At 45.6% G+C, this 25,494-nt stretch carries 20 protein-coding genes and 1 riboswitch; of the genes, 3 read left to right on the top strand and 17 right to left on the bottom strand.

All coding sequences use genetic code 11. The features are described 5' to 3' along the window. Window positions 1–85: 85 nt before the first annotated feature. The 5 genes from MHB78_RS12705 to MHB78_RS12685 form a co-directional block, all read right to left on the bottom strand. Window positions 86–1,147, bottom strand: coding sequence for an enoyl-CoA hydratase/isomerase family protein (locus MHB78_RS12705; RefSeq protein WP_046131414.1), 1,062 nt, complete (start codon window positions 1,145–1,147; stop codon window positions 86–88). Window positions 1,148–1,162: 15 nt separating this feature from the next. After that, a complete protein-coding gene (locus tag MHB78_RS12700) occupies window positions 1,163–1,948 on the bottom strand; it encodes an enoyl-CoA hydratase-related protein (protein WP_046131415.1) in 786 nt (261 codons plus the stop codon). Window positions 1,949–2,017: 69 nt separating this feature from the next. Next, the gene (locus MHB78_RS12695; RefSeq protein ID WP_046131416.1) at window positions 2,018–3,472 is read right to left on the bottom strand and encodes a CoA-acylating methylmalonate-semialdehyde dehydrogenase; all 1,455 of its coding nucleotides are present in this window, start codon (window positions 3,470–3,472) and stop codon (window positions 2,018–2,020) included. An 18-nt stretch (window positions 3,473–3,490) separates the two neighbouring features. Next, window positions 3,491–4,378, bottom strand: coding sequence for an NAD(P)-dependent oxidoreductase (locus tag MHB78_RS12690; protein ID WP_046131417.1), 888 nt, complete (start codon window positions 4,376–4,378; stop codon window positions 3,491–3,493). A 15-nt stretch (window positions 4,379–4,393) separates the two neighbouring features. Next, window positions 4,394–6,109 carry an acyl-CoA dehydrogenase family protein gene (locus MHB78_RS12685; protein WP_046131418.1) on the bottom strand — a complete coding sequence of 572 codons (1,716 nt, stop codon included), beginning with the start codon at window positions 6,107–6,109 and terminating at the stop codon, window positions 4,394–4,396. Between the two features lie 1,022 nt (window positions 6,110–7,131). Here MHB78_RS12685 and MHB78_RS12680 point away from each other — a divergent pair. Next, entirely contained in the window at window positions 7,132–7,527 is a 396-nt protein-coding gene (locus tag MHB78_RS12680) for a MerR family transcriptional regulator (protein ID WP_046131419.1), read from the top strand. 18 nt (window positions 7,528–7,545) lie between these two features. Here the strand turns inward: MHB78_RS12680 and MHB78_RS12675 are convergent, their stop codons facing one another. The 3 genes from MHB78_RS12675 to yeiL all read right to left on the bottom strand — a co-directional run bounded on the left by MHB78_RS12675 (window position 7,546) and on the right by yeiL (window position 10,020). Beyond that, window positions 7,546–7,800 carry an HPr family phosphocarrier protein gene (locus tag MHB78_RS12675; RefSeq protein WP_046131420.1) on the bottom strand — a complete coding sequence of 85 codons (255 nt, stop codon included), beginning with the start codon at window positions 7,798–7,800 and terminating at the stop codon, window positions 7,546–7,548. Window positions 7,801–8,111: 311 nt separating this feature from the next. Continuing rightward, on the bottom strand, window positions 8,112–9,167 hold the full coding sequence (locus MHB78_RS12670; RefSeq protein WP_046131421.1) for an NAD(P)-dependent alcohol dehydrogenase: 1,056 nt from the start codon (window positions 9,165–9,167) through the stop codon (window positions 8,112–8,114). 181 nt (window positions 9,168–9,348) lie between these two features. Next, complete coding sequence (yeiL, locus tag MHB78_RS12665) at window positions 9,349–10,020, bottom strand: transcriptional regulator YeiL (protein WP_046131422.1); 672 nt, start codon at window positions 10,018–10,020, stop codon at window positions 9,349–9,351. An 80-nt stretch (window positions 10,021–10,100) separates the two neighbouring features. Between yeiL and MHB78_RS12660 the strand changes: the two genes are divergently transcribed. Then, a complete protein-coding gene (locus MHB78_RS12660) occupies window positions 10,101–11,273 on the top strand; it encodes an MFS transporter (protein WP_046131423.1) in 1,173 nt (390 codons plus the stop codon). A gap of 265 nt (window positions 11,274–11,538) precedes the next feature. Here MHB78_RS12660 and MHB78_RS12655 read toward each other — a convergent pair whose 3' ends face one another. From MHB78_RS12655 to MHB78_RS12630, 6 genes are all read right to left on the bottom strand, one after another. Next, on the bottom strand, window positions 11,539–12,096 hold the full coding sequence (locus MHB78_RS12655) for a YdhK family protein (protein ID WP_046131424.1): 558 nt from the start codon (window positions 12,094–12,096) through the stop codon (window positions 11,539–11,541). A 121-nt stretch (window positions 12,097–12,217) separates the two neighbouring features. Then, window positions 12,218–13,375 (bottom strand): KdpD-like non-kinase potassium sensor, encoded by a 1,158-nt coding sequence (gene kdpDN / locus MHB78_RS12650; RefSeq protein ID WP_197672608.1) that lies wholly within the window; start codon window positions 13,373–13,375, stop codon window positions 12,218–12,220. 70 nt (window positions 13,376–13,445) lie between these two features. Beyond that, window positions 13,446–14,009, bottom strand: coding sequence for a potassium-transporting ATPase subunit KdpC (gene kdpC / locus MHB78_RS12645; RefSeq protein ID WP_046131425.1), 564 nt, complete (start codon window positions 14,007–14,009; stop codon window positions 13,446–13,448). A gap of 14 nt (window positions 14,010–14,023) precedes the next feature. Beyond that, the gene (gene kdpB, locus MHB78_RS12640; protein ID WP_046131426.1) at window positions 14,024–16,090 is read right to left on the bottom strand and encodes a potassium-transporting ATPase subunit KdpB; all 2,067 of its coding nucleotides are present in this window, start codon (window positions 16,088–16,090) and stop codon (window positions 14,024–14,026) included. Window positions 16,091–16,101: 11 nt separating this feature from the next. Continuing rightward, on the bottom strand, window positions 16,102–17,769 hold the full coding sequence (gene kdpA, locus MHB78_RS12635; protein ID WP_046131482.1) for a potassium-transporting ATPase subunit KdpA: 1,668 nt from the start codon (window positions 17,767–17,769) through the stop codon (window positions 16,102–16,104). Window positions 17,770–18,111: 342 nt separating this feature from the next. Beyond that, window positions 18,112–18,257, bottom strand: a riboswitch (cyclic di-AMP (ydaO/yuaA leader). A gap of 425 nt (window positions 18,258–18,682) precedes the next feature. Next, window positions 18,683–19,663, bottom strand: a complete 981-nt coding sequence (locus tag MHB78_RS12630; RefSeq protein WP_046131427.1) for an aldo/keto reductase — start codon at window positions 19,661–19,663, stop codon at window positions 18,683–18,685. A 132-nt stretch (window positions 19,664–19,795) separates the two neighbouring features. On the opposite strand from MHB78_RS12630, the gene sigZ reads away from it, so the two are divergent. Continuing rightward, window positions 19,796–20,326, top strand: coding sequence for an RNA polymerase sigma factor SigZ (gene sigZ, locus MHB78_RS12625; protein WP_046131483.1), 531 nt, complete (start codon window positions 19,796–19,798; stop codon window positions 20,324–20,326). A gap of 45 nt (window positions 20,327–20,371) precedes the next feature. Here the strand turns inward: sigZ and manA are convergent, their stop codons facing one another. The 3 genes from manA to MHB78_RS12610 form a co-directional block, all read right to left on the bottom strand. Continuing rightward, window positions 20,372–21,319 (bottom strand): mannose-6-phosphate isomerase, class I, encoded by a 948-nt coding sequence (manA, locus tag MHB78_RS12620; protein ID WP_046131428.1) that lies wholly within the window; start codon window positions 21,317–21,319, stop codon window positions 20,372–20,374. Between the two features lie 16 nt (window positions 21,320–21,335). Further along, entirely contained in the window at window positions 21,336–23,276 is a 1,941-nt protein-coding gene (locus MHB78_RS12615) for a fructose-specific PTS transporter subunit EIIC (protein WP_046131429.1), read from the bottom strand. Between the two features lie 133 nt (window positions 23,277–23,409). Further along, complete coding sequence (locus tag MHB78_RS12610; RefSeq protein ID WP_099047042.1) at window positions 23,410–25,359, bottom strand: BglG family transcription antiterminator; 1,950 nt, start codon at window positions 25,357–25,359, stop codon at window positions 23,410–23,412. Between the last annotated feature and the right edge of the window lie 135 nt (window positions 25,360–25,494).

Here is a 25,494-nt window from a genome sequence, read left to right as displayed (position 1 = left end):
TAGAAAAATACACCAAAAACATCTCGGATATGTGAGGGATCTTTTTTCGCAAAAAAGAGCTGACGTCTTAAGGCCAGCTCCCAAATTATAATTGGGCAGATTCAGGAGGTTTAAAGAACTTACCTACCGCCTCATCGCTTACATCTGAAACGTTCCTGTACTCATAGTTCGGCGATTGATCGCGGTCGATCAGGACGGACCGCACGCCTTCATAGAAATCACTGTGTCTCAAAAAGTTCTTTGCAAGCAGCAGATCCGTGGCAAAGCATTCTTCCAGCGTTTTTTGTTTGCCGCCCGCCAGTTGCTTTAATGCGATCTTCAATGAAAATGGGGGCTTGGAAAGAAGCAGTTTCTTTATATTCGCGCCAAAGTCGCTTTCCTCGCTGTCGAGCGACTGAAGGATCTCTTCCAACGTATCGAACCTAAAATGATGGTCAATCGTTTTTTGATGAGAAGAGAGCCCGCTCTTTTGAGAAGGCTCCGTTCGAAATTCTCCGATCATCTGATCAAGCTTTTCCTCAACTTTTACAAGGTTCCAGTTCGTATGTTCCACTTTTTTAATCAATTGCTCTAAAGCGCCGCTTTCCATGTAAATGTCTGCACCATTCATATACAGCACATCAGCGGCATGGATGACAGACGCCGTTAATGCGAGGTAGCGCCCAATGTGACCGGGTGCTTTGTTAAAAAAATAGGCTGCGCCGACATCCGGAAAGAAACCGATATTCATTTCCGGCATCGCCCATTTCGTTCTTTCCGTCACAATCCGGTGGCTGGCTCCATACGTCAGGCCTACCCCTCCACCCATGACGATGCCGTCTAAACAGGCGATGATCGGCTTCGGAAATCGATAGACGGCCATATCGGTCTCATATTCTTTTTCAAAAAAACGCTCAGCAGCCTGCATTGCTTGTTTGGACGAACGAGCCTGGTAGAGCGCTTTAATATCACCGCCGGCACAAAGCCCTTTTGGACCTGCGCCTTTGATGATCACGACAGAAACGTTATGATCTGTCTTCCATTCTGTTAACTTTTCGCCGATCACGCGAACCATGTCATAAGTGAGTGAGTTGAGCGCTTTCGGACGGTTCAAAACAATAGTTGCAACGCCATTTTGATTGACGGAACACAAAACGTCATCAGACATCTTGATCCCCTCCTTTTATGAATGATGAAAATCTGGTTTTCGTTTCTCGACGAATGCGTGAATGCCTTCTTTGGCATCTGACGTCAGAAACAGTTCGGCAAATCTTTTTCGTTCCCTTTCCAGCCCTTGTTCCATGTTCTCATTGCTGCCTTGTATGATACATTCGACTGCACGCATGACACTTGTCATGCTTTTTCCTTCTACAAACGACATTGCGACAGCAGTTGCCGTCTTCATGAGTTCCTCTTCCTTCTCGGCAAGCTGCGCGATCTTTAGCTCTACCGCTTCATGAGCTGAAAGCGGCCGGCTTGTAAGGATGAGGTCAAGTGCTGCGGCTGTACCCGCTATCTTGCGGAGCCGCTGTGTACCCCCAAACGCAGGAATCAGCCCGAGCTTTAATTCCGGCAGACCGACTGTCGCCTGATCTGATATGATTCTGAAGTGGCAGCTCATCGCCAGTTCAAAACCTCCGCCAAGAGCCGGTCCGTTTATCGCGGCGATGACGGGTTTTTTTAGAGCTTCGATTTCATTGCAGAGCGCCTGGCCTCCTTCGGCCAGCGCCAATCCTTGCCTTTCATCTCCTAATTTTGAAACGAATTCTTTTATGTCTGCTCCTGCCGCAAAGAATCGGCCCTCCCCTGTGATGATAATCGCTCTTGTGTCATCATCTGCGGCGAGTTCTCTAAAAAGTGACCTGAGCTCGGCGATACAGGAAGAAGATAGGGTATTTACCGGCGGATTGTTCAATGTGACAGTCGTGATAAAATGTTCTTTTTCAAGCGCTACGTATTTGCAGTTCAAGATTTATCCCTCCAGTATAAAAAAGACCCCTCTAAAGGGCATTATTGAGCTGTTAGAGGGGGTTAAAGGCTAGAACCATCGTTCGGTAACGACTTTTTTACGTGTGTAAAATTGGACACCGTCTTTTCCGTTTGTTCCAAGATCGCCGTAGAAAGAGGCCTTGTTCCCCGCGAAGGAGAAGAACGCCATTGGAGCCGGTACATTGACATTCACGCCGATCATGCCGGCATCAATTTTATCTCGGAATTGTTGAACGCTTTTGCCGTTCGACGTGTAAATCACGGCGCCGTTGGCAAATTTCGATTGATTGGCGAGTTCGATCCCTTCATCAAGGTCTTTCACCCGCACGACGCTCAAGACAGGCGCGAAGATTTCGTCCTGCCATATTTTCATGTCCGGTGTCACGCGATCAAAAATAGTCGCTCCTACAAAATATCCTTCTTTAACATCCGGATCGCGTCCGTCAACGGCTAAAACGGCTCCTTCCTTTACGCCGCTGTCAATATAATCAAGGACGCGGTTTTTGTGGACTTCTCGGATCAGCGGGCCGACAAAGTGATCCTCAGATCTGCCGTCTCCCATTTTCAGTTTTCTTGTTTCAGAAACGAGCAATTCCATGAATTCGTCGGCGATTTCATCAACGACTGCCGCCACTGAGCATGCCATGCAGCGTTCCCCGCTGCTTCCGAACGCCGCGCCGATGATGCCTTGAACCGATTTTTCAAGGTGGCAATCCGCCAGGACAATCGCATGATTTTTAGCACCGGCAAGTGCCTGAACACGTTTTCCGTTAGCTGTACCCTTTTGGTACACATACCTTGCTACCGGCTCCGAACCAACGAAGGAAATGGCTTTGATATCTTCGTTCTCCAATAAACCGTTTACGACTTCTTTCCCCCCATGGACGAGGTTTAGGACACCTTTCGGAAAACCTGATTCATAGAACAGCTCTACAAGTTTCTCCGCAAGAATAGGCGTCCGTTCCGAGGCTTTCAGGACAAACGTGTTTCCGCAAGCGATAGCCAGCGGAAACATCCACAGGGGAACCATCATGGGAAAGTTAAATGGCGTAATGCCGGCAACGACTCCTAAAGGATAGCGCCAGATGGATCCGTCGATGCCGTCTGCAATCGCGGGCAAGGATTCCCCCATCATTAAAGTAGGCGTGGCGGTCGCGAGTTCAACGACTTCGATCCCCCGCTGCACTTCCCCGCGGGCATCCTTTAACGTTTTGCCGTTTTCCATCGTAATGATGTCGGCTAATTGTTCCTTATGCTCTTGAAGAAGCTGCAAATATTTGTATAAACGTCTTGTTCTGTTGGGGACAGGCACCAATGACCAGGTCTGATAAGCATGCTGGGCAGCCTGTACGGCGCGGTCTACATCTGCTCTTGCAGACAGAGGCACATAGGCGATTATATTTCCGTCTGCAGGATTGATCACCTCTTCGACTTCGGCACCTGCAGAATCCACCCACTCTCCGTTAATGTTGTTCTTCATTTTTTTAACATTCGTTGTAAGCATCTGTTTTCACACCTCTCTTTACAATAAAGCAGTTGTCTGCTCGCTTATTTTTTTGTATAAGACAGACATATCCTTTTCGCCATACCCGTTCTTTTCGGCTTCTTCATACAGGTCAAAGAGAATTTTGCTCACCGGCAGTTCCACCTTGTTCTTTTTTGCTAAATCCAATGCAAAGCCGAGATCTTTCAGCAGGAGCTTTAAAGAAAAGCCGGGTTCATAGCGATGATCCGCTATGAAGCTTTTATAATTGCGTTCATAGATACGGCTCTGCCCATAACTGACGTTCAGCATCTCAAACAATTGATCAAGATCTAAATTGCTGTTTTTGGCAAGATGCAGAGCCTCGCTGACTCCTGCTGTATAAAATCCGATTAAGAGGTTGTTGATCAACTTCGTCTTCGTACCGCTGTCGACATTCTCGTTCACATGAAAAATATTCTCGCCCATTGCTTTAAAAACAGGCATTGCTTTATCGAAAGCGGATTTCGAACCTCCTGCCATAAAGGTGAGCGTCCGGTTTACCGCCCCTATTACGCCGCCGCTGACAGGGGCCGCCAGAAAATCGACGCCTTTATTCTTCGCCGCCTCTTCAATGCGGATATTCAGTTCAGGAGCGACCGTACTCGTATCAACCAGCAGGATGCCGGGTTCAGCAAGATTGACGAGTCCTTTTTCCCCAAGAAAAACCTCTTCTACTGCGGTTGATGAAGGAAGGCTTGTAAGGATGACATCACTTAATTCAACCATCTTATCAAGCGGAATGCCGATCGTTCCCCCTGCTTGATGAAAAGACATCTCAGCGTCTTTGTTGAGATCCATTCCATACACAGTAAAGTTTGACAGAAGCAAATTTTTTGACATGGGAAGACCCATGTTGCCCAAACCGATAAACCCGATTTTTTTCACAACGCTTCACTCCGTTCACACCATATATTTTTCATGAGCGGCTATTCTTTTTGCAATTTCGCGTTTTTGAGCAAACAGGTTGCTGTAAAGAGGGATAGGAAGGCTGCGAATCTCTTCCAATACGAGCTTTCTTTCGGCTTCATTTGATTCTATCCCTGCTAAGACGGACACCGCCATCTCTTCAATTCTCCTAAACCCGTCTTCACAAATGACATTGGTCATCAACTCTTTTAACTGTTCTTTTTCCCTCCCGCTCTTTTGCACCGCTTTTTCCGCACGTATGACTGCGGATTCCATCACATAGATTTCTTTTTTCATGTCGGCGATGAGCCGGGAGTATTCCTGTTCCTGCTGAATGTCAATGGTAGAGTGTGTTAGTGCGTTCAAAGATTTGTTGAGGAGACGATTGGAAAGGTCGATGAATTGCCGGTTGCGGTTTTCTTGCTTGCTTAATTGAGTTTCAAACCTAGTGCCGATGCTTTGCTGCGCTTGTTTCATCAAAAGCTTGGCGATCGTCAGGCGGTTTATTTCGTTTGTGCCTTCGAATATTCGGCTTATCCTTGCATCCCGGTACAATCGTTCGACTTCATACTCCTGCATGTACCCGTAGCCGCCGTGAATCTGCACCGCTTCGTCTACGATCCGGCCGAGTATTTCAGAACAGTTTACTTTATTGATCGCACATTCAGATGCATAGTTTGCCAGTTCTTTCAATCTTTCGTCCAGCGGAACAGCAGGCTCAAACACATTGTCCAGGCTGTCCGCCGTCCTGTAGGCGGCGCTTTCCGCTCCGTAAATAGATATCGCCATATCCGCAACCTTTTCTTGAATCATTGAAAAGCTGATGATCGGCCTATTAAACTGTTTACGCTGTTTGGCGTAGTTCACGGAAAGGTTCAATGCTTGCTTCGATGTTCCAATGTTGGAAAACGCCAGCTTTAATCGCGCCATGTTCAAAATGTTCAATGCTACGTGATGCCCTTTTCCGACAGTTCCCAGAACATTCTTTGCCGGTATGCTGACTTCTTCCAAGATTAAAGTTGCTGTCGAAGAACCTTTTATCCCCATCTTTTTCTCTTCAGGTCCAATCGAAACGCCTTTAAACGACCGCTCTACGATAAATGCGGTCATGCCTTCATTCGTTTTTGCAAAGACAACATATACATCAGCCACTTGCGCGTTCGTAATCCACTGTTTTTCGCCATTTAAAATCCAGGCCGTTCCCTCCTCGTTCAGGACGGCCGTCGTTTTTGCGTTTAAAGCGTCTGATCCTGCGTTGGGTTCTGTGAGCGCATACGCTCCGATCCATTCTCCCGATGCCAGTTTCGGAAGGTATTTTTGTTTTTGTTCTTCTGTTCCATAATAAATGTACGGCAATGTCCCGACACCTGCATGAATATTAAAGGAGACGCTGAACGATCCGCCGGCTCCCATCTTCTCGGCTACGAGCCCTGAAAGCTTCTTGTTGAGAGACAGGCCGCCATACTCTTCCGGAACTTCGATACCAAGCAAGCCGAGCTCTCCCGCTTTCTGAAACAACTTTTTTGCGTTTTCGTGATGATGCTGATCAATCGATTCAAGAAGAGGGATTACATCATTTCTGACAAATAATTCAGTCGTTTTTGCAATGAGCTGCTCCTCCTCATTGAAATCTTCTGGAGTAAATACATCAGCTGCCGATACATCATAAGAAATGAAGGGGTCATTCCATCGAAGTTCTGCTTTACCCATCGCTTTCCTCCTCGCTTCCGCTCATGAATAATGATTGAAGAAAAAAGAAAACGCTTACATTAATTTCTTGATGCGAATTATCGCCTTCTTTTCATCCGGTGTGTTTTGATGAGTTCTATTCTTCGGCAATGATCGTTTTTGCAATTTCTGTTTCCGGATCTTCAAAGCCAAAATCATTTTGCATATCCTGACGACCATCTGAAAACCCAAATTCTTCAGGTTCGAGTGCCTCAAGGGAAGATCGTGTCTGCCCCGGTTCCAGATATGAAATTGCAGATTACGGTCTTAAGTATGTCCAGCCACGTTTGGATCGGGGATCAAATCCGCGGCACACGCAAGGTATTTGGCGCTGCCTGGAAAAAATCGAATACCTTTCGGAAAAAACGGATCCCAACAGCGGTTTGTAAGCCTTTTCGATATTGCTCTCTCATTCTTACCTGAATCTCCCGCTTGCTGCGCGTAATATAAAGACAGAGCACGTGATTTTCACCGCTTATGCTTTGGCATGCAGAAATCGGCAAAATTCTCAGGCTGCCCCGAATACGAAGTCCTCATCAAATCTTCCCTTCTACATGCTGCTGCAGACGTTCAAACAGCTGCAGGACATCACAGGACGCTCACCGATCTTTCCTTTTAAGCAGAAGCATACAATATAAACCTTACTCTGTATATATTGGGTTTAAAACCAATGATAGCGAATATTTGGGAATTTTACAAATGTTTTTTCGGTTATCATTTTCCTGTACACGAACATAAACACCAGCATGACTGTGAACCGTCTCCTTCGAGGCAAAGGAAAGAAAATGTTGGCTTAAAAGCTTTGCCTGTTTACGAATATTGTCATTTTACATATTTCCTCCTGATCAAGATTCTTGGGTGATCTTCCGCACGATTTGCCTTAAAGTCTACTTTAAGGTCTATAATAATGTTGGAAATCCAAAGCAAATAGCCGGTTGCTGCAATTTTGCCGGGGGCTTTTTATTTTTTTGAAAATGATGATAGTGAAAGATATGGAGGTTGCAATGGGATATTCTATTAAAGAAGTTTCTGAAAAGGTCGGTTTGCCTGCACATACGCTCCGGTATTACGAGCAAGAGGGTCTCCTTCCCTTTATTAAAAGAGATGCCAATGGAAACCGAATTTTTGATGAAAATGATTTGACATGGCTGGAGCTCGTGATCTGCCTTCGGAAAACCGACATTGCTCTTTCTGAATTACGCGAGATTGTCGAGTTGACAAAAGAAGGAGATTGGACAATCCCGAACCGCAAACAGATACTTGAAAAACATAAAGAGAAAATGATGGAGAAACAAAGAGATCTTGATCGGGCTTTTCAAAAAATTGATGTGAAAATAGAATACTACAATCAATTAGAAAAGCAGTACGAGTCAAAAAAGGAAACGGACAAAGCTGATTAAGATAAATTAATCAGCTTTTCAGCTTGTCGAAAGAATTTTTTCCAAGATCTTTGCAGCATCTTGCTCATCGATACCATCCGTAATTAAGGTGATATCGTCCCCCTCTTGAACTGCCAAATTCATTATTTCCATGATATCCTTTCCATTCGCGGATCGCCCGTTTTTTGTTAAAACGATTTCACTTTTAAAAGTGAATGCCTTTCGTACAAATACAGCCGAATGTCTTGCTTGCAGTCCCCGCGGAAGCTGAACGATAAGCTTTTTTACGATCATCATGTTTCTCCTTATTTTTTAAAATTTCATTTTGTCCCCAGATTACTTGCTGATCGGCATTGTGGGAAAACCTCTCCCCCACACCAGATTTATATCGTTTAGATTAATCTTTAAAGCCGACTTTAAGGCAAGGGGTTTTTTGCCGTTTTACAAGGTGTATTGGAAAGCACGTTTTTTGTATTAAACATCGGCAGGTACGTCTGCCCCATTTGATTCTGGCCACTTTTCTGCAAAAAACGCAAAAAGATGGTTCAACCAGTTGAATCGGCTGAACCCATCTTTTGTCAAACATAAAAGGCATTTTTCTTGAATTACAAGGTAGAGATGTCAATAACGAATCGATAACGCACATCACTGCGAAGAACGCGCTCATACGCTTCGTCTACTTGGTCGGCACGGATAACCTCAATTTTAGGAGCGACTCCGTGCTCTGCGGCAAAGTCCAGCATTTCTTGTGTTTCGCGAATTCCGCCGACAAGCGAACCTGCAATGCTGCGGCGGCCCATGATTAAGGAAAACACGCTGTACTGATCCTGTTCGGCTGGCGCACCTACGTTGACAAGCGTTCCGTCTACGCGAAGCATTGATAAATACGCATTAATGTCAAGGTTTGCAGACACCGTATTTAGGATCAAGTCAAAACGGCCGGCCAGCCCAGTGAATGTAGCCGGATCACTCGTTGCAAAGTAGTGATCTGCGCCAAAGCTCAAGGCCTCCTCTTTCTTATTCAAAGACCGGCTCAAAACCGTTACTTCAGCACCCATCGCATGCGCGAATTGGATGGCTACATGGCCGAGACCGCCCATTCCCACAATGGCAACCTTCTTGCCGGGTCCGGCGTTCCAATGTTTCAAAGGAGAGTACGTAGTGATGCCTGCACACAGCAGCGGGCTTGCCGCATCCAAGTCCAAATTGTCTGGAATGCGGACGACGAAATCTTCTTTTACAACGATTTTTTGGCTGTAGCCGCCGTACGTCGGATTTCCATCATAGTCTAATGAATTATACGTTTGGACTACGCCTTTTGTACAAAATTGCTCCTCGCCATTCAGGCAGTATTCGCATTCTCCGCAGGAATCAACAAAGCAGCCGACGCCGACGCGGTCGCCGACGGCAAATTTGGTCACGTCCCCTCCTACTGCTGTCACGACTCCGGCAATTTCATGTCCCGGAACCATCGGGAAGATTCCGCCGCCCCATTCATCATAAGCACTATGGATATCAGAATGGCAAATACCGCTAAACTTAATATCTATTAAAACATCATTTGGCCGTAAATCTCTCCGCTCAATCGTCGTCAGTTCGAATTTTGCTTTTGCGCTTGGAGCGCTTAGCACGCGGCTTGGTATGCTTTTATGGTTACACATGATATAAACCCACCCTTTCTTCATCAAAAGATACAAGAATATGTTAAACCTTAAAGTGAACTTTAACACAAGGGTTTTTGGCTGAATTAGCTAAAAAGTAATAGAAAGCCGCCCATACTGCAGAATTGAATGTCTGAATCTCCTTAATGGATTACTGTAAAATTTAATTTTGTCTGAAAGTCTACTTATTTTTCAACATTTCTGTCAGTTTATATAAGGAATCGTACTGTTTAATGCGAAAATTCCGCCCTTCCTTTTGCAAATAACCTTTATCGCAAAATTGTGTCATCACATGCAATAAGTGACGGTAGGATACGCCTAAATAATCACAAACGGTTACATGTTTCTCCTTATAAACTCCTTCATCAGCTGTTTGCAAAATAAAATCCGCAAGCCGATGTTCAAGCGGAAATGCAAGGCTTTGGGAATACTTTGCAGCCATAAGTGTTGCCTTTATACTTAAAAACTTGGTTAATTCACGCAGAAATTTTGCATCTTCCATTAATTGTTTGCGACAGCGATGAACAGGAAGCGCAAAACAAACGGTCTTCGTTGATGCCTGAACTCCTTTTGTATAGTACGCCTCATGTAATAATTCCATTTCTCCGATATAATCATTTGCGTTGATAAAATTAATTAAGGAAACCTTCCCATTTTGATGTGTGACATATATTTTGGCTTTTCCTTCAATAACGTAAAAAAGGAACTCCGTTCTCGTACCTTCTCGAATCATCCATTCATCGCGCTGATACTCGTGCACTTCCATAAACTCTTCAACTGGAAAAGAAAACAGATGCGAAATAGAGTGCCTCTCCAACTGCTGCCGCTTTTTCTCACCCTTGTAGATTTCCATCATCCACCCCGATAATATGAGATATCTCATATTTTTTTATCTGTTTACATGATAACATGCAAACGATGGGGGGATGCAGAATGAACACACATCGCTGGATGAGCATACAGTTTTTTAGTTTTTTTATGACATGGGGCATTTTTCTGCCTTATTGGACGGGATGGATCATTCATACAAAAGGGATTACGGTTCCTCAAGCCAGTTTGATTATGAGCCTGGGTTTGGTTGCAAGAGGCCTTTCCACATTGGCTGCTTTTCCTTATTTGTCAGGGAAATTTAGCAGCAAGTCCTTATTGAATGGGGCGGGAATCGGTACGCTGGTTGCTATTCTGTTTTATATTCCGGCGGGTTCCTTTACCAGCTTGCTTATCGTTACAGTAGTATTCCATTTTTTTTACCCTGCATTCATGCCCGCTCTTGATAGCGCCGCCGGAGCTCTCGTGCAAAGCGGCCAATTAAGGCATTACGGGAGAAGCCGGCAGTGGGGATCTATTGGATTCATCTCGGCCGGCATGTTTCTATCCATCTTTACTGGGATAATTGGAGATGAAGTTATTTTATGGGCGCTGTTACTTGGTATAGCCGTATTGGTATGTCTCGGTTTCATGCCTGCGCCTATGATTCTGTCTAAAAAGCCGCCGGCAGACCAAACACAAAAAAGGAGTATGTTAAAATTACTCCGGATCAAGCGCTTTCGTTTGGTACTGGTTATAGTCATCTTACTCCAGGCGGCACATGCTTCTTATTACAATTATGATTATCTCTTTTTACAAGAAATTCATGCACCGCAATATTTAATAGGTGTAATAATTAACATTGCCGTGATTGCAGAAATTATCTTTTTCTCAATCGCAGACCGGAGATTTCACAATTTTTCAGTAGGCTCCTTGCTTGCAATGGCGGCATTTGGTTCTTCCGTACGTTGGATATTAGTATTTGCCTTTCCTAATGTAATGGTTTTCTGTATAGCGCAAACCCTCCATGCATGCTCATTTGCTATGGGGCACTATGCCTTTATGAAATACTTGATAAAAAATATTTCACATGTGCAAATTCCGAAAGCACAAGGTATATATTCAGCATTGGCTCTTAGTTGGAGCACTGCCGTGTTTACAATTTTCGGCGGCTATTTATACGAAATTGAGCCAAGATATGCCTTTATCGGAATGATTGTTTGTACGATTCCATCGATGATGCTTGCGCTTTTATATCGAAAACTGGAACTTAGAAAAGAAATCTCACTTTCGATTTAGTTTTTTTACAGCTTTTCACTTATTCCTCGCTGGAACATAACACGATGCTCATCCGGGAAGGCCGGCTCCTGAAGGATTGTAGGAAATGGTTAATTCAGCGAGTTTCGTTCTTTTGAATTTGATCTGTTAGCCCCTCTTTCTTTTTTTACATACAAATGACATGTTTATGTTTAGGATCAGTACATGTTTTTCATCGTTCTTTGTGCCGGCTGCAAATGCACAATAAAAAAGAGCTTACTCAGGCGAATAAGCTCTTTTGGCTCATTTAATCAGCAGGCGAAAGCTCGCTTTCGGTCAGCCACATATGATTTTTCACTTCTTTCCCGCCGGTTGTCGGCTTATAATCCACCATATAAACCGTCGTTTTTTCCGCCGAATCGATTGTGGCGGTTGCCCCCTTCATCCCTTTCATATGGTCGGCCTCCAAGGTTACTTTTGCCCCCGGTTTGAACGGCTTATCGCCGGCATCTTTGATATCTTCTTGAACGACCCATTTGTGGTTTTCGACTCGTTTTCCGCCGGTTGTCGGTGTATATGAAACGGCATAGACGACAGTATCATAAGCGCCGGTGATCGTCGCTTCAGCGCCATTCATGCCTTTCATGTGATTTGCGTTCATGATCGCTTTCGTTCCCACTTTATATGTTGGGTTTTTTGCTTCTTTTAAACCTTCAGGGACTTCCATGTTGCTGTGATCCATCTCATGCGTGTCTTCATTGTTTCCGTTCGTTGCATGATCCTTATCCGTGTTTGTGTTTCCGCAAGCGCCAAGTACGATAAGAAGAACAGCAAACAATGATGGAACAAATCGTTTTTTTCGCATGCACATACTCTCCTTCTAATGGTATTTGCCAATATCATAAAACGAAAATGTGCAGAACTTATGGAGATCGCTTATCAAATTCAAAAAAAGAGGGCGTCATAGAGAACACCGGATCAGTATCTCACTTTTTTTCATCAGAAACGATGTGAATATCGATTCCGTCGGTATGGCGCATAATCGTATTTACGATCGATCCTTTTCTGATTTCTTCCCATCTCGACCGCGCAGATTGTCCAAGAACGATTTGCGTGATGCTTTTTTCCGTTGCCACATTGGCAATCGTCTCTGAAATATGGCGCTGGTTTGCGATTTTAAAAATAAACTCGGCGCCGAATTGTGCAGAAAACCGTTTCCATTGTTTAATTTGAGCTCTTTTGCCGGCCGATATGTTTTCTATCGTGCTGCGGGAAACATTCAGAACAAATAAATCGGCTTTTAAGCGGCTCGCGATTCGCCAACCGCGGCGGATCAGCCTTTCAGCATTTTTGCCGTGCTGTATACAAACTAGTATTTTTTCATTTGTTCCTCTTGGCCGATGATTCCCATTCAGCCCATTTGTACGTTCCATTCGGCCGTCTACATCGTCGGCGACTTCACGTAAAGCAAGCTCTCTCAGTGCGGCTAAATTATGTTTTGTAAAAAAATGGGTTAAAGCTTGCTGAATCTTATGCTTTTCGTAAATCTTTCCTTCTTTCAGGCGCTTCTGCAGGGTTTCCGGCGTGACATCGATAAGGATGACTTCGCTCGCCAGATCTAAAATCCGGTCGGGAATCCGTTCCCTTACCTTAACGCCGGTCACATGCTGTACGATGTCATGAACGCTTTCAAAATGCTGAATGTTAACCGCAGACATAACATTGATGCCTTCTTTCAAAATATCTTCAACATCCATGTGTCGTTTTTCATTCTTGGAACCGGGTACATTCGTATGAGCCAGTTCATCGACGATGACAAGGTCGGGTTTTCGCTCAATGATCGCTTCAACATCCATTTCCTTGAGGACTTTTCCTTTATATTCAATTTTCCGTTTAGGAATAACCTCTAAATCCTTTATTAATGCGGCCGTTTCCGTCCGGTTATGCGTTTCGATCAAACCGATGACAACGTCTATGCCTTCGCGTTTTACATCATGGGCTTCCTGCAGCATTCGATACGTTTTCCCTACGCCCGGAGCTGATCCGATATAAATGGTCCAATGTCCTCTTTTCAGCTGTTCGATTTCAGCCAGCAGTTCTTCCGGTGTTTTCTTTCGATAATCTCGGATATGTTTTCTTCGCATCATATGCATCTCCGTCTTTCGTTAATGATTCCCCCTGTGTCTCCCGGGGCAGGCACAGGGGGAGAAGCCGTTACTTCAGCTCTTCTTTCAGATCGATATTAAGCAGCAGAACATTGACGCGGGCTTCGCTGAAAAGGGAAGCCTTCTTGACATGCTGTTCAACTAATTGTTCGAGTTCTGCCTTTGAAATCCCTGTCAGACGGCTGATTCTTGGGATTTGTGCATATGCGGCGGCCAGGCTGATGTCAGGATCAAGCCCCGAGGCAGAGTTCGTGATTAGGTCAATCGGCAGTTTGCTGACGGGAACATCCGGATTTTCCTTTTTCCATTCAGAGATTGATGTTTTGACCCGTTTTAATAACTCGGAATTTGAGGGTGCCTCATTTGGCGATCCGGAACTTGAGGCATCATAGCCGATGCTGGATACTCTGCTGTTAAAAAAGCACGGATCAGTAAACTGCTGCCCGATTAATTCAGAGCCGATGACCTCTCCTTTTCGGTTGTAAATAAGGCTTCCATTCGCCTTTTTCGGCATCACGGCCTGTGAGATTCCCGTAACGGCCAGTGGATACATAAGCCCGCACACAATCAACAGCAATAAACTGATTCTTATCATTGCACCTATTTCTTTCATTGTAATCTCCCACCTTATACAAATATCTGAAGCATAAGATCAATCAGCTTGATTCCGATAAACGGGACAAGCACTCCGCCAAGTCCATATATCAACAGGTTGCGGGCGAGCAAAGCATTTGAGCTCATCGGCTTGTATGCGACCCCTTTCATTGCTAAAGGGACAAGCAGGGGAATAATTACCGCATTAAAAATGAGCGCCGACAAAATGGCTGACATTGGTGAAGCAAGTCCCATGATATTCAGCACTTTCATTTCAGGAATCGCCAGCATAAACATCGCCGGGATAATCGCAAAATATTTGGCGATATCATTTGCGATGCTGAACGTTGTAAGAGCACCGCGAGTCATAAGCAACTGTTTTCCGATCGACACCACTTCAATGATTTTCGTCGGGTTGGAATCCAAATCGACCATGTTCGCCGCTTCTTTGGCCGCCGTTGTCCCGCTGTTCATGGCCAGCCCCACATCAGCTTGGGCCAGCGCCGGGGCATCGTTCGTGCCGTCTCCTGTCATGGCGACCAGCTTACCTTCCTCTTGTTCGCGTTTGATCACGTTGATTTTGTCTTCCGGTTTGCTTTCCGCGATAAAATCATCCACGCCGGCCTCTTTGGCAATCGTAGCCGCCGTTAATGGATTATCACCCGTACACATCACCGTTTTGATGCCCATTCTCCGAAGTTCTTCAAAGCGTTCTCTCATCCCCGGTTTTACGGTGTCTTTCAAATAAATTAAACCGTAGATTTTATTGTCTGCCGCAACGGCCAGAGGTGTTCCGCCTTCTTTTGCAATTCGCCCGCTTTCCCTGTCAAGGTCCGGCGGGATGTTTCCTCCGTTTGTTTCAACCCACTTTTTCACGGCATCGACGGCGCCTTTACGGACCTTTCTGCCATTCGTCAAATCAACGCCGCTCATTCTTGTTTCCGCCTTAAATTCGATCCATTCTCCTTCAGCCGCCGGGTCGTATTCGATGGCCCGTTTTTTGGCGAGGTCGATGACGGACCGGCCTTCAGGCGTTTCATCGTGAATAGAGCTGATCGCCGCGTATTCACCGACGGATTGGAGCGTTTCATCACCGACTGGCACAAATTCGCTTGCCATCCGGTTTCCAAATGTGATCGTTCCGGTTTTATCAAGAATAATCGTATTAATATCGCCTGCCGCCTCGACGGCTTTTCCCGACATGGCAAGTACGTTAAAGCGGGTCACTCGATCCATGCCTGCAATGCCGATCGCCGACAAGAGACCTCCGATTGTCGTAGGAATCAGGCAGACCAGCAAAGCGATCAGGACCGCCGGATCGATTTGAAACCCAAGATAGCCGGTAAAAAACGGGAGTGTAACGACGACGATGAGAAAGATGATCGTTAAGCTTGTCAAAACCGTATTCAAGGCGATTTCATTCGGCGTTTTTTGCCTTTCCGCTCCTTCAACAAGGGCAATCATCTGATCCAAAAACGTTTCTCCTGGTTCGCTTGTAATTTTTACTTTAATCGAATCGCTGACAACACGGGTTCCTCCCGTAACAGAGCTGAAATCGCCCCCCGCCTCTTTTATGACCGGCGCTGATTCGCCGGTAATCGCCGATTCGTCGACTGAAGCGAGACCCGCGATCACTTCGCCGTCGCTCGGGATCATTTCTCCCTGGGAGACGATGACGATGTCGCCCTTGCGAAGATCGGAAGATGAAACTTTTTCTATATTCCCGTTAACTACTTGATTGGCCCATATTCCCTTCTTCGTCTGTTTTAAAGAATCGGCCTGCGCCTTTCCTCTCCCTTCAGCCAGAGCTTCGGCGAAGTTGGCGAACAAAACCGTGAACAGTAAAATGACGGAGACCGCCGCATTAAACCAGACGGGCGCCATGCTCCCGAAAAATTGCGGGAATACGGAAATTAAAACCGAGATAAAAAAGCCTATCTCAACGACAAACATAATCGGATTTCGAATCATGATGCGCGGATCCAATTTCAAAACAGCGTCTTTAAGCGCCTCTTTTACAATCGTTTTATTAAGGGTTTTATTCGTTTTCCGAACCGAATCCGCTCCGTGCTGCCGTTCGGCATTGCTGAAATCGTTCACTGTAAGCCCTCCTATAAAGTTAAAAATTCTGCGGCAGGTCCCAAAACCAGCACAGGGAAAAAGGTTAATGCCCCGACAATCAGAATCACCGTGACGAAAATACCGCCAAATATACCCGAATCGGTCCGGAACGTACCGATGGTGTCAGGGACCGTTCTTTTTTCAAGCAAAGATCCGGCGACTGCCAAAAGCGTAACAATTGAAATATAGCGGCCGATGAACATCACAATCCCTGTTGACATATTCCAGAACGCTGTTCCATCTTTCAGCCCTTCAAAACCCGATCCGTTGTTTGCCGCTGAGGACGTAAATTCGTACAAAATTTGGCTGATCCCGTGAAAACCGGGATTCGAGATGGCTTCCCGTCCCATTGGGGTATAGAGGGCAAGTGCAGACGCCCCTAAAATCAACAGCGGCTGAATCAGCAACGTGACAGCCAATAGCTTCATTTCTTTGCCTTCAATTTTTTTGCCTAAAAATTCAGGTGTTCTTCCAACCATTAAACCAGACAAGAACACGGCGATCATCGCATACAGCAGCATGTTCATAAATCCGGCTCCGAATCCGCCGAAGACGGTGTTCAGCATCATATTGGCCATGGCCAGCAATCCTGTCAGAGGCATCAGGCTGTCGTGCATGGCATTGACCGCACCCGTTTCACTTGCCGTTGTCACCATGGCATACAAGGATGAATACCAGGTTCCGAAGCGGACCTCTTTTCCTTCCAGACTGCCGGCTTCATGCTGAATTCCCATTTCATTGATTGCCGGGTTCCCGTTGGATTCCGCCATAAAAGCTGCACCCATTATGAATAAAAAGAGAAGTCCCGCCGAGATAAAGAGAATGCGCCCCTGTTTTGGGTTTCCGACCATTTTCCCATACGTAAACGGCAGTGAAACGGTGATAAGCAGCATTAATAACATTTGCAGCGCATTGCTCCACCCATTTGGATTTTCAAATGGGTGTGCAGAGTTTGCTCCGAAATATCCCCCGCCGTTGTTTCCCAGCTCTTTTATGGATAAAAAGGATGCAACGGGTCCGCGTAAAATCGTTTGGTCCCCTCCTTCCAGCGTTTTTGCCACTACAGATGCATCAACTGTTTGCGGAACGCCGAGACCGACAAAAACAAGGGACATGACCGCTGCAACCGGAAGCAGAATCCGGGTAATACAGCGGACCAGATCAACATAAAAGTTTCCGAGCGGTTTTCCGGCGAGGCCCCGAATCATGGCAATTGCCGCGGCCAACGCAGTGGCAGGCGCCGTAAACATTAAAAAGATAATCGCAAACATTTGCGAAAACAGGGAAAGACCGATTTCGCCGCTGTAGTGCTGCAAATTCGTATTGGTCATAAAACTGATTGCCGTATTAAACGCAAGCGAAGGACTCATTCCGCTGACATTCGTCGGGTTTAACGGCAATATTCCTTGCAGCCGAAAGACCGCATAAACAATCAAGATCATGACCGCGTTTGTTAATACTAAGGAAACCGCGTATTTCTTCCAAGATTGATTTTCCGTTTTCACACCGCCAATTCGGTAAAATAACCGTTCAGCCGGGAGAAACAGCCTGTCGATTTTGGATGGGCCGTAATCAAATGCTTTAGCAATGTAAAGACCCATTGGTTTAGCTGACAAAAGTGCAATCAATACGATGACGCATATTGAAATAAACAAAATCATTTCTTCAACCCCCACTTGTGTTTACTAAAACTTTTCCGGATGAAGCAAGGCGTATGTCAAATAGGTAAACAGCGCGATAACTGCAGCTATCAATAGAATCATTGCGCTTCTCCTTTCACGGTTATTTTTTTGGTTGGTGACCGATTGTATGTTCAGCCCATTTGGCCAATAAAAGAATCATTGATACCAAAGCGGCAAAGATGACCAGCATCAAAAAATCCAACACGTACATCACCCCCTTTGTTTTCTGTAAAACGGCATGAAAAAAAGCCGCAAGAGAACAAACCTCTTACGGCTTTTTTTAGGGCACAGTTAAGAAACCGTGCTTTCCGCACGTATTTGGGTTCTCTTTAAACGCTTGCGAGGTTAGCTGTCGGATTCAGGTGCAAAGAGTCACCTTACCTTTAAAAAAGGATTCACCCCAAGTGGCAGTACCACAAAAATGGTTCCCCCGCTTCCAAACTGGAATTCAGCGGTTACGATAATTGGAAATTTTATTCAGATTTTTGATGAGATTTATATTACTCTCGTTAAATTGAACTGTAAAGTTTGATAAAACATTAAAAATGATGAAATGAGATGATTTTGAGTGATTTTTAACTTCATATATCCTATTTACTTTCTGTATCTCTGTTTTTCTTTCTGTTTCACAAAAATCATTTGACATCTCTTCCAGCATTTTAATTTATTAAAAAAATAAAAATGAAACGAGAAATGCTCAATCGTCTTGTCATGAAGTGAATCTTGCAAAAATTTTCAGCCTTAAACAGTCAGGATCGGAAGTGATCAAGAAACTGTAGCAGTCTGAAATCCAGGAATGAGCCGGCCGGCGATCGGGATGTCTCTCGGCGGCACAGCTCATTTTTCTGATGTTTGAAAGATTTACTGAAATAACTTTTCGTCAATACGTCTACCAGGCATATACCTCAGGTGTTTCCCCTCCAGGTCCGGGAAAAATGTCATTCAGCTCGCTGAGCACGTCTTCTTCCAGACTGATTTCGACCGCTCTGATCGCATCCCGCAGCTGTTCTACGGTTCTTGGCCCGATAATCGGTGCGGTGAGCGCCGGATTTGTAAGCACCCATGCCAACGCAACATTGGCTTCTTTCTCCCCCAGCTCCTTGCATAAAGCCGAAAATCTGTCAAGCTGTGTTCGATGCTTTTCGATTAAATCCGCCCTTTGGGACGTTCGGGTTCCGGCGTGCTTTTTTAGCGCACGGCCTCCGAGAAGCCCTCCTGCAAGCGGGCTCCATGCCACTACGCCAAGGCCGAGATCCCGGGCAGCCGGCAGCACTTCCATTTCCGCCGTCCGCTCTAATAAACTATACTTATGCTGCTCTGTGACAAGCCCCATGAAATTGCGTCTCGCGGCTGCTGCCTGTGCTTTGACCAAATGCCAGCCTGCAAAGTTGCTTGAGCCGATGTAGTCGACGTTGCCTGATCGAACCTGGCCCTCGAATGCTTCCCATATTTCATCCCACGGGGTCCGCCGGTCGATATGATGCATTTGATACAGTTCGATATGGTCGGTCTGCAGCCGCTTCAGAGATCCTTCCAGGTGGCGTCTGATTTTGTAAAGAGACAGGCCTCTTGTATCGTTCGGTCCGTCGTTTGAATCAGATATCGGTTCATACACTTTCGTCGCCAGGACGACTTTTTCGCGGCGCTGCCCCCCTTGGGCAAACCATTTTCCGATGAGGCTTTCCGTCAATCCGGCATTTTCACCCCAGCCGTAGATATTGGCGGTATCAAAAAACTGTATGCCGCTATCGAGCGCTTCGTCCATGATGCGGAATGCTGTCTTTTCATCTGTATCCACTCCAAAGTTCATCGTCCCCAGGCACAAACGGCTGACGCGCAATCCCGTTCTTCCTAAAAAAGTATATTTCATGACAATCCTCTCCTTATACAATGTTTTGTAAGCAGTGAAGCAAATGATTCAACAACTTCCCGGCTTCCTGTTACGATAAAGAAGACGAAGCAAATGTAAAACGGACGCAAAATGCAGCAGAAGGATATTGAAGTGAATGTAGAAGATCTATGGAATAGATATCATGAGCCGTTAAAAACATTTATCGCGCTTAGAGTCAAAGACCAATCGGCAGTTGATGATTTAGTGCAAATCGTATTTATGAAAGTTCAAATTCATCTCTCGAATGTAAAGAATGTACAAAACATCCGCGCTTGGATCTACAAGGTTGCCCGAAATACGATCATCGATTTTTACCGTACGGATAAATCGATTGAACAGCTTCCAGAGCAAATTGAATTAAGCGGTGACACCGAAGAGGAAAACTATACAAAAGAAGCGGCTGCTTGTATTCGCTCCTCGATCAAAAGGCTGCCGGAAAAGTATCGGGAGGCGCTCGAACTGACAGAAATCCAGGGGCTGTCGCAAAAGGAATTGTGCGAAAAGACGGGGATGTCTTATTCAGGGGCGAAATCAAGGGTGCAGCGCGGGCGCGAAAAATTAAAGCAGCTGATGACGGGATGCTACCATATTGAATCAGATCGATACGGAAATATTATCGATTTTCGGATGTTGAAAGAATAGCTTGCGTACAAAACCGGTTCCTCGTACGAAGGAACCGGTTTCATTTTACAGGCTTGATACAATGCATTCGGCATGCCCGCTAATCTCGAACTCGCCGAAGCCGTCGGGCAGCAAGATGTGATCTCCTTTTTTCAATGAATATTCATGTCCGCTTGAGGTGATGCCCCCTTCCCCTTTGATGACGCTGACAAGCAGGAACGGTTTTTCCTGTTTTAAGCGGGCTGCTCCTTTTACCTCCCACTTTTTCACTGAAAAATAGGGACACTCGATAAATGAGGTGACGCAGAGGTCATCCGTTTGTTCTTGGCGGATTTCCGGCTGATGTTCCGTAAATGGAACGTCTATCACTTCTATGCTTTTTTCAAGATGCAGCTCGCGCAGATTTCCCTCCGCATCTTTTCTGTCATAATCGTATAATCTGTACGTTGTATCAGAATTTTGCTGCGTCTCTAAAATCTGTATGCCTTCACCGATCGCATGAACCGTTCCGCTTGGTACATGGAAGAAATCTCCCGGCTTTACCTTCACGCGCCGCAAAAGCCGGTTCCATTCTTTAAGCTCGATCATGGAGATCAGTTCTTCTTTTGATGTTGCATGGTGTCCGTAAACGATTTCGGCATCTTCTTTGCAATCGATGACATACCAGCATTCCGTTTTGCCGAGTTCGCCGTTTTCTCTTTTTCGTGCAAACTCATCATTTGGGTGTACTTGAACGGATAAGTCTTGGTTGGCGTCTAATATTTTGGTTAGGAGAGGAAAGCGGTCCCCCTCTGCATGGCCGAATAAATGCCGGTGTTTTTCCCACAATTCCGTAAGTGTAAGCCCTTTATACATTCCGTTTTGAACAACGCTTTGCCCGTTTTGATGTGCGGCAAAAGCCCAGCACTCCCCTGTCCGATCCGATGGAATGTCATAGCCGAAAGAAGCCAATGCCGTACCTCCCCAGATTCTTTCCTTGAAAACGGGTGCAAAAAATAATGGTTCAGTCTTCATTTCGTTTCACCTGACCTTATATGATTTCCTCAAGCAGCTTGTATGCTTCCTCTTTTGTCCGGACGGATAATAATGTTTCCCTGTACCTGTCATCCATCAGTTTGCGGGACAGCATTTGCAGGAGTTTTAAATGATCATTTCCTTCGCTTTCTTTCGGAACGGCGATCATAAAAATGAGTTTCGCCTTTGTGCCGTCGAGGCTTTTCCAATCGACTCCCGCCCGTTTGATTCCAAATGCGACGCTTGGTTTTAACACTGCATCGGATTTCCCGTGCGGAATCGCAATATTCATTCCGATTGCCGTTGTGCTCTCCTGTTCACGGCTCAGGATTGCTTGTTTGAATTCGCTTTCTGACTTGAGCGCACCTGCCCGGGACAATTGCTGAATCATTTCATCAATAATGTCGTCGCGCGTTATGCCGGATAGCTGAGGTTCGATCAGGTCAAAACTGGTGATGTCCGTCAGCTTGTTGATACGCGTTTTCTCCGGCTGCCTGTTTTCCGCCGGCACGTCTTGCTGCAAATCTTCTTTTGCCGCTGCGGCTTCCTCCAGCTCCTGCTGCTGCGCTTGGGTGACGTCTTTTTTCAGGATGTTGACTAAAATCGCAGTGACAAACGATCCGGCAATTACGGCAACAAAGAACATCGGAACATGATCGACAGCCCCCAGCACAGCAACGATCGGGCCGCCGTGTGCGACTCTGTCTCCGACGTTTCCGATCATGGCGATGACCGATCCTGTCATGGCGCCCACCATAATGCTCGGGATCACGCGCAACGGATCTTGCGCCGCAAATGGGATGGCGCCTTCTGTAATGCCGAAGAGCCCCATCGTGAATGATGCTTTCCCCATTTCTCTTTCAGCCGTTTGAAATTTTCTTTTTCCTATAAATGTGGCGATTCCGAGCCCGATCGGCGGTATACAAATTGCTGCGGCAATCGGTCCCATAATTTCGTAGTTTCCTTCTGCAATCATGGCTGAACCGAACATGAACGCCACTTTGTTGACAGGTCCGCCCATATCGAATGAAATCATCGCTCCTAAAATCAATGCCAGAATAATCGAGCTCGATCCTTGCATACCAGAAAGCCAAACCGTCAATGATTCAAACACGTGCGCGACAGGAGCGCCGATCAAAAATACAAACGCTAATCCGACAATAAGCGAGGCCAGTACCGGGATAATAATGATCGGCATGATCGGCTGTATTGCTTTTGGAACCTTTAATCTTTTGATTCCCAGCGCCGCATACCCTGCCAAAAATCCGGCGATAATCCCGCCGAGGAAACCGGCGCCGCTCGCGCTGCCGTAAAAGCTTCCCGTCGCCGCAATGTATCCGCCGATCATGCCGGGAACAAGGCCGGGCTTATCGGCGATGCTGTACGCGATATATCCGGCTAAGACCGGGATCATGAACGTGAATGAAGCGCTTCCAATCTGTTCAATCGTCTTCCAGAATGAAGCGTCCGGAATCACCAAGCCTTTTGGCGTTTTTTCGCCCCCGAGCGTGAGCGCAAGTGCGATTAATAATCCGCCGACGACAATGAACGGAACCATGAACGAAACGCCGTTCATTAAATGACGGTAAATCGGGTTTTGTTTTTTCGCCTGATGGCCGGCTTTTGCCGATTGTGAACTGGATTGATAGACGGGGATATCTCCGTGCAAAGCTTTTTGAATTAATTCTTCCGGTTTGCGGATTCCGTCCTGTACCCCGACAGACAGCACCTTTTTTCCCGTAAACCGGTCTTTGTTTACCGAGCGGTCGGCAGCGATAATGATAGCGTCTGCTTCCTGAATGTCCTGTTCGGTCAGTTCATTTTCGACGCCGATCCCGCCCTGGGTTTCCACTTTCATTTTTACGCCCAATCTGTCGGCTGCTTTTTGCAAATTTTCTGCCGCCATATACGTATGAGCGATCCCGTTCGGGCATGATGTAACCGCTAACAGTTTCATGTTAAATCCTCCTATTCGCAAGTCTTGTGTCTACTATATATCAAAATCTTAAAATCAAAAGTCTGGTTTTTTACCGCAACTTCCGGAAAAATCGGCTTTTTTCTATAAAAAAGCAAGGAACTGATCCTTGCTTTTAATAGTCCAAATATGATAGAAATTTCATAACATTTGTTTCCTTCGTCAATTTTTGAACAAACGCCGGCTGCTCGCTTAAAAAAGACAGTTCGTGAAACAATTGCCTCGTCATGTCGCGGTCCTCGTGTTTTACCGCGAGCATGAAAACGAGCGATACCTTTTCGTTTCCCCAATCAAGCGGTTCTTTTAAAGTTGCAATGGCAATTGCCGATTTTTTAATGAATTTGGAATTGGCGTGGGGAATGGCAATGCCTCCCCCGATGGACGTGGCCGACATTTTTTCCCTTACCACGGCGTGGAGAGCATAATCCTTTTCGACATAGCCTTTCTGATACAACGCCATCGCCAATGTTTCGATTAATTTGTAGCGGTGTTCTGCATCCTGTTGTAAAAACACTAAAAAAGGAGTCGTATTATTCAGCATCGTAAACGTTTTTTGCTTGTTGCGGGACGGCTGATCAAGCTGATCCATAAAAATGCCCAGCTTTTTCTCATCCGCCGGCTCCAACAGCGGCGATACAACGACGTGCGGAACCTTTACCGCTTCTAGTGATACAGTTGAAATGACAAGCTCTACATCCTCGTGATTTGCCAGGTAGTCCGCCACATCCGCTTTTGCAATGCAATCCAGCACAGCGATTTGATGGAATGCCAGTTCAATCTTCGTCCGCAGCAATTGTGACATTCCGATTCCCATATGACAGACGATGATCGCCTTCTTTTGCGTCCGGCTGCCGCAGTTCATCCGTTCGCTCGCCGCTTGAAAATGCAGGGTGAGGTACGCCGCTTCCTCTTCGGGTATCGAAAGCTGAAATGATTGATTAATATCTTCCAAGACGTCCACCACGGTATGAAACATATAAGGGTACATCTTTTTAATGTCGTGAAGCATTGGATTTGATACAGAAAGGTCATAATTCAGCCGGTTCAACACGGTATTTAAATGGATGCTGAGCCCCTCGATCAATCCCGCATCTTTGCGGAAATCAATCATCTTCAGCTTGGAGACGCGGTCAACCAAATGATCGAGAACATCGCTCAGCAAAGGATTTTTTACGCTTTCCTCCTCATCTTGCCATAACGGATAGCGCACTTTTCCGCCTAATATATGCAATGTTAAATATACGACTTCTTCTTCGGGAAATTGGACGGCGAAAACGCGCTCAAGCTTTTTCAAAAATGCGGATGCCCATTGATATTCTTTTTTCTTTTGAACTAGCGCCATCTCTTCCCGGGAAATCGATATCGGCTGTTTCATTTTCATGCGGCGGATCATCAGCAGCGTGTGCAACAATAAGCTTTCGAACGTTTCGTCTGTGAAACGCAAAGAATGACGCTTTTGCAGTGCTGAGATTTCATTTGTCACAAATTTCACTTCATGGCTTAAAAATTGTTTTTTCATGAATTCGCTGGCAAACTCTTGATTTTCTATCAAATCTGATATTCTGGCCAGCGCTTTTCGTTTGTTTTTTTCGTTTCCTTCGATCATCAGGCCGATCCGCTGCTTTGAAATGAGCGTTAAGTGAAAGTCCTTCAGCCATTCTTTTATCATATCCAAATCCCGTTTGATGACGGACTTGTTTAAAAAATGCTGCGCTGCGATTTCTTTCACTGTTACCGGCTTTGCATTCATGAGCAAGCGATAGGCAATCTCAAGTACCCTTTCTTCATCGGTTTGTACCTTCGGCCGCTGCTTTAGGCACAGCTTACGGCTTAACCGCATCTTTTCGTGTTCTTCTATCTTTAAAGAAACGCCTGCTCCCGGTTTCCGGATGAGCTCGGCATCGGAATGTTCGGTTAAAAACTCTTCAATCGCTTTTAAATCATTGCGGATCGTTTTTTCAGAACACTTTGCCCGGTCTGCAATATCCCGCACTAATAAATAGTCCTCAGGTTCAGATATCAACAGATATAAAATGTCTTTTTGCCTTGTATTCATTGGTTTCACCTGTTTCTTCTATCCTTCCTGTGAGGTTCGCTTTATAGTATAAGTATACTACAAGAGAAACCGTTTACATTATACAGCGGAAGAAAAGAAATAAAAATCTAGTTTTTTACCGAAGCTTCCGGAAAAACTGATTTT

The organism is Bacillus sp. FSL K6-0138 (assembly GCF_037982765.1).
Taxonomy (GTDB): Bacteria; Bacillota; Bacilli; order Bacillales; family Bacillaceae; genus Bacillus; species Bacillus glycinifermentans.
Note: the sequence above shows the minus strand (reverse complement) of the source record. Positions and strands in the feature narration are given on the sequence as shown.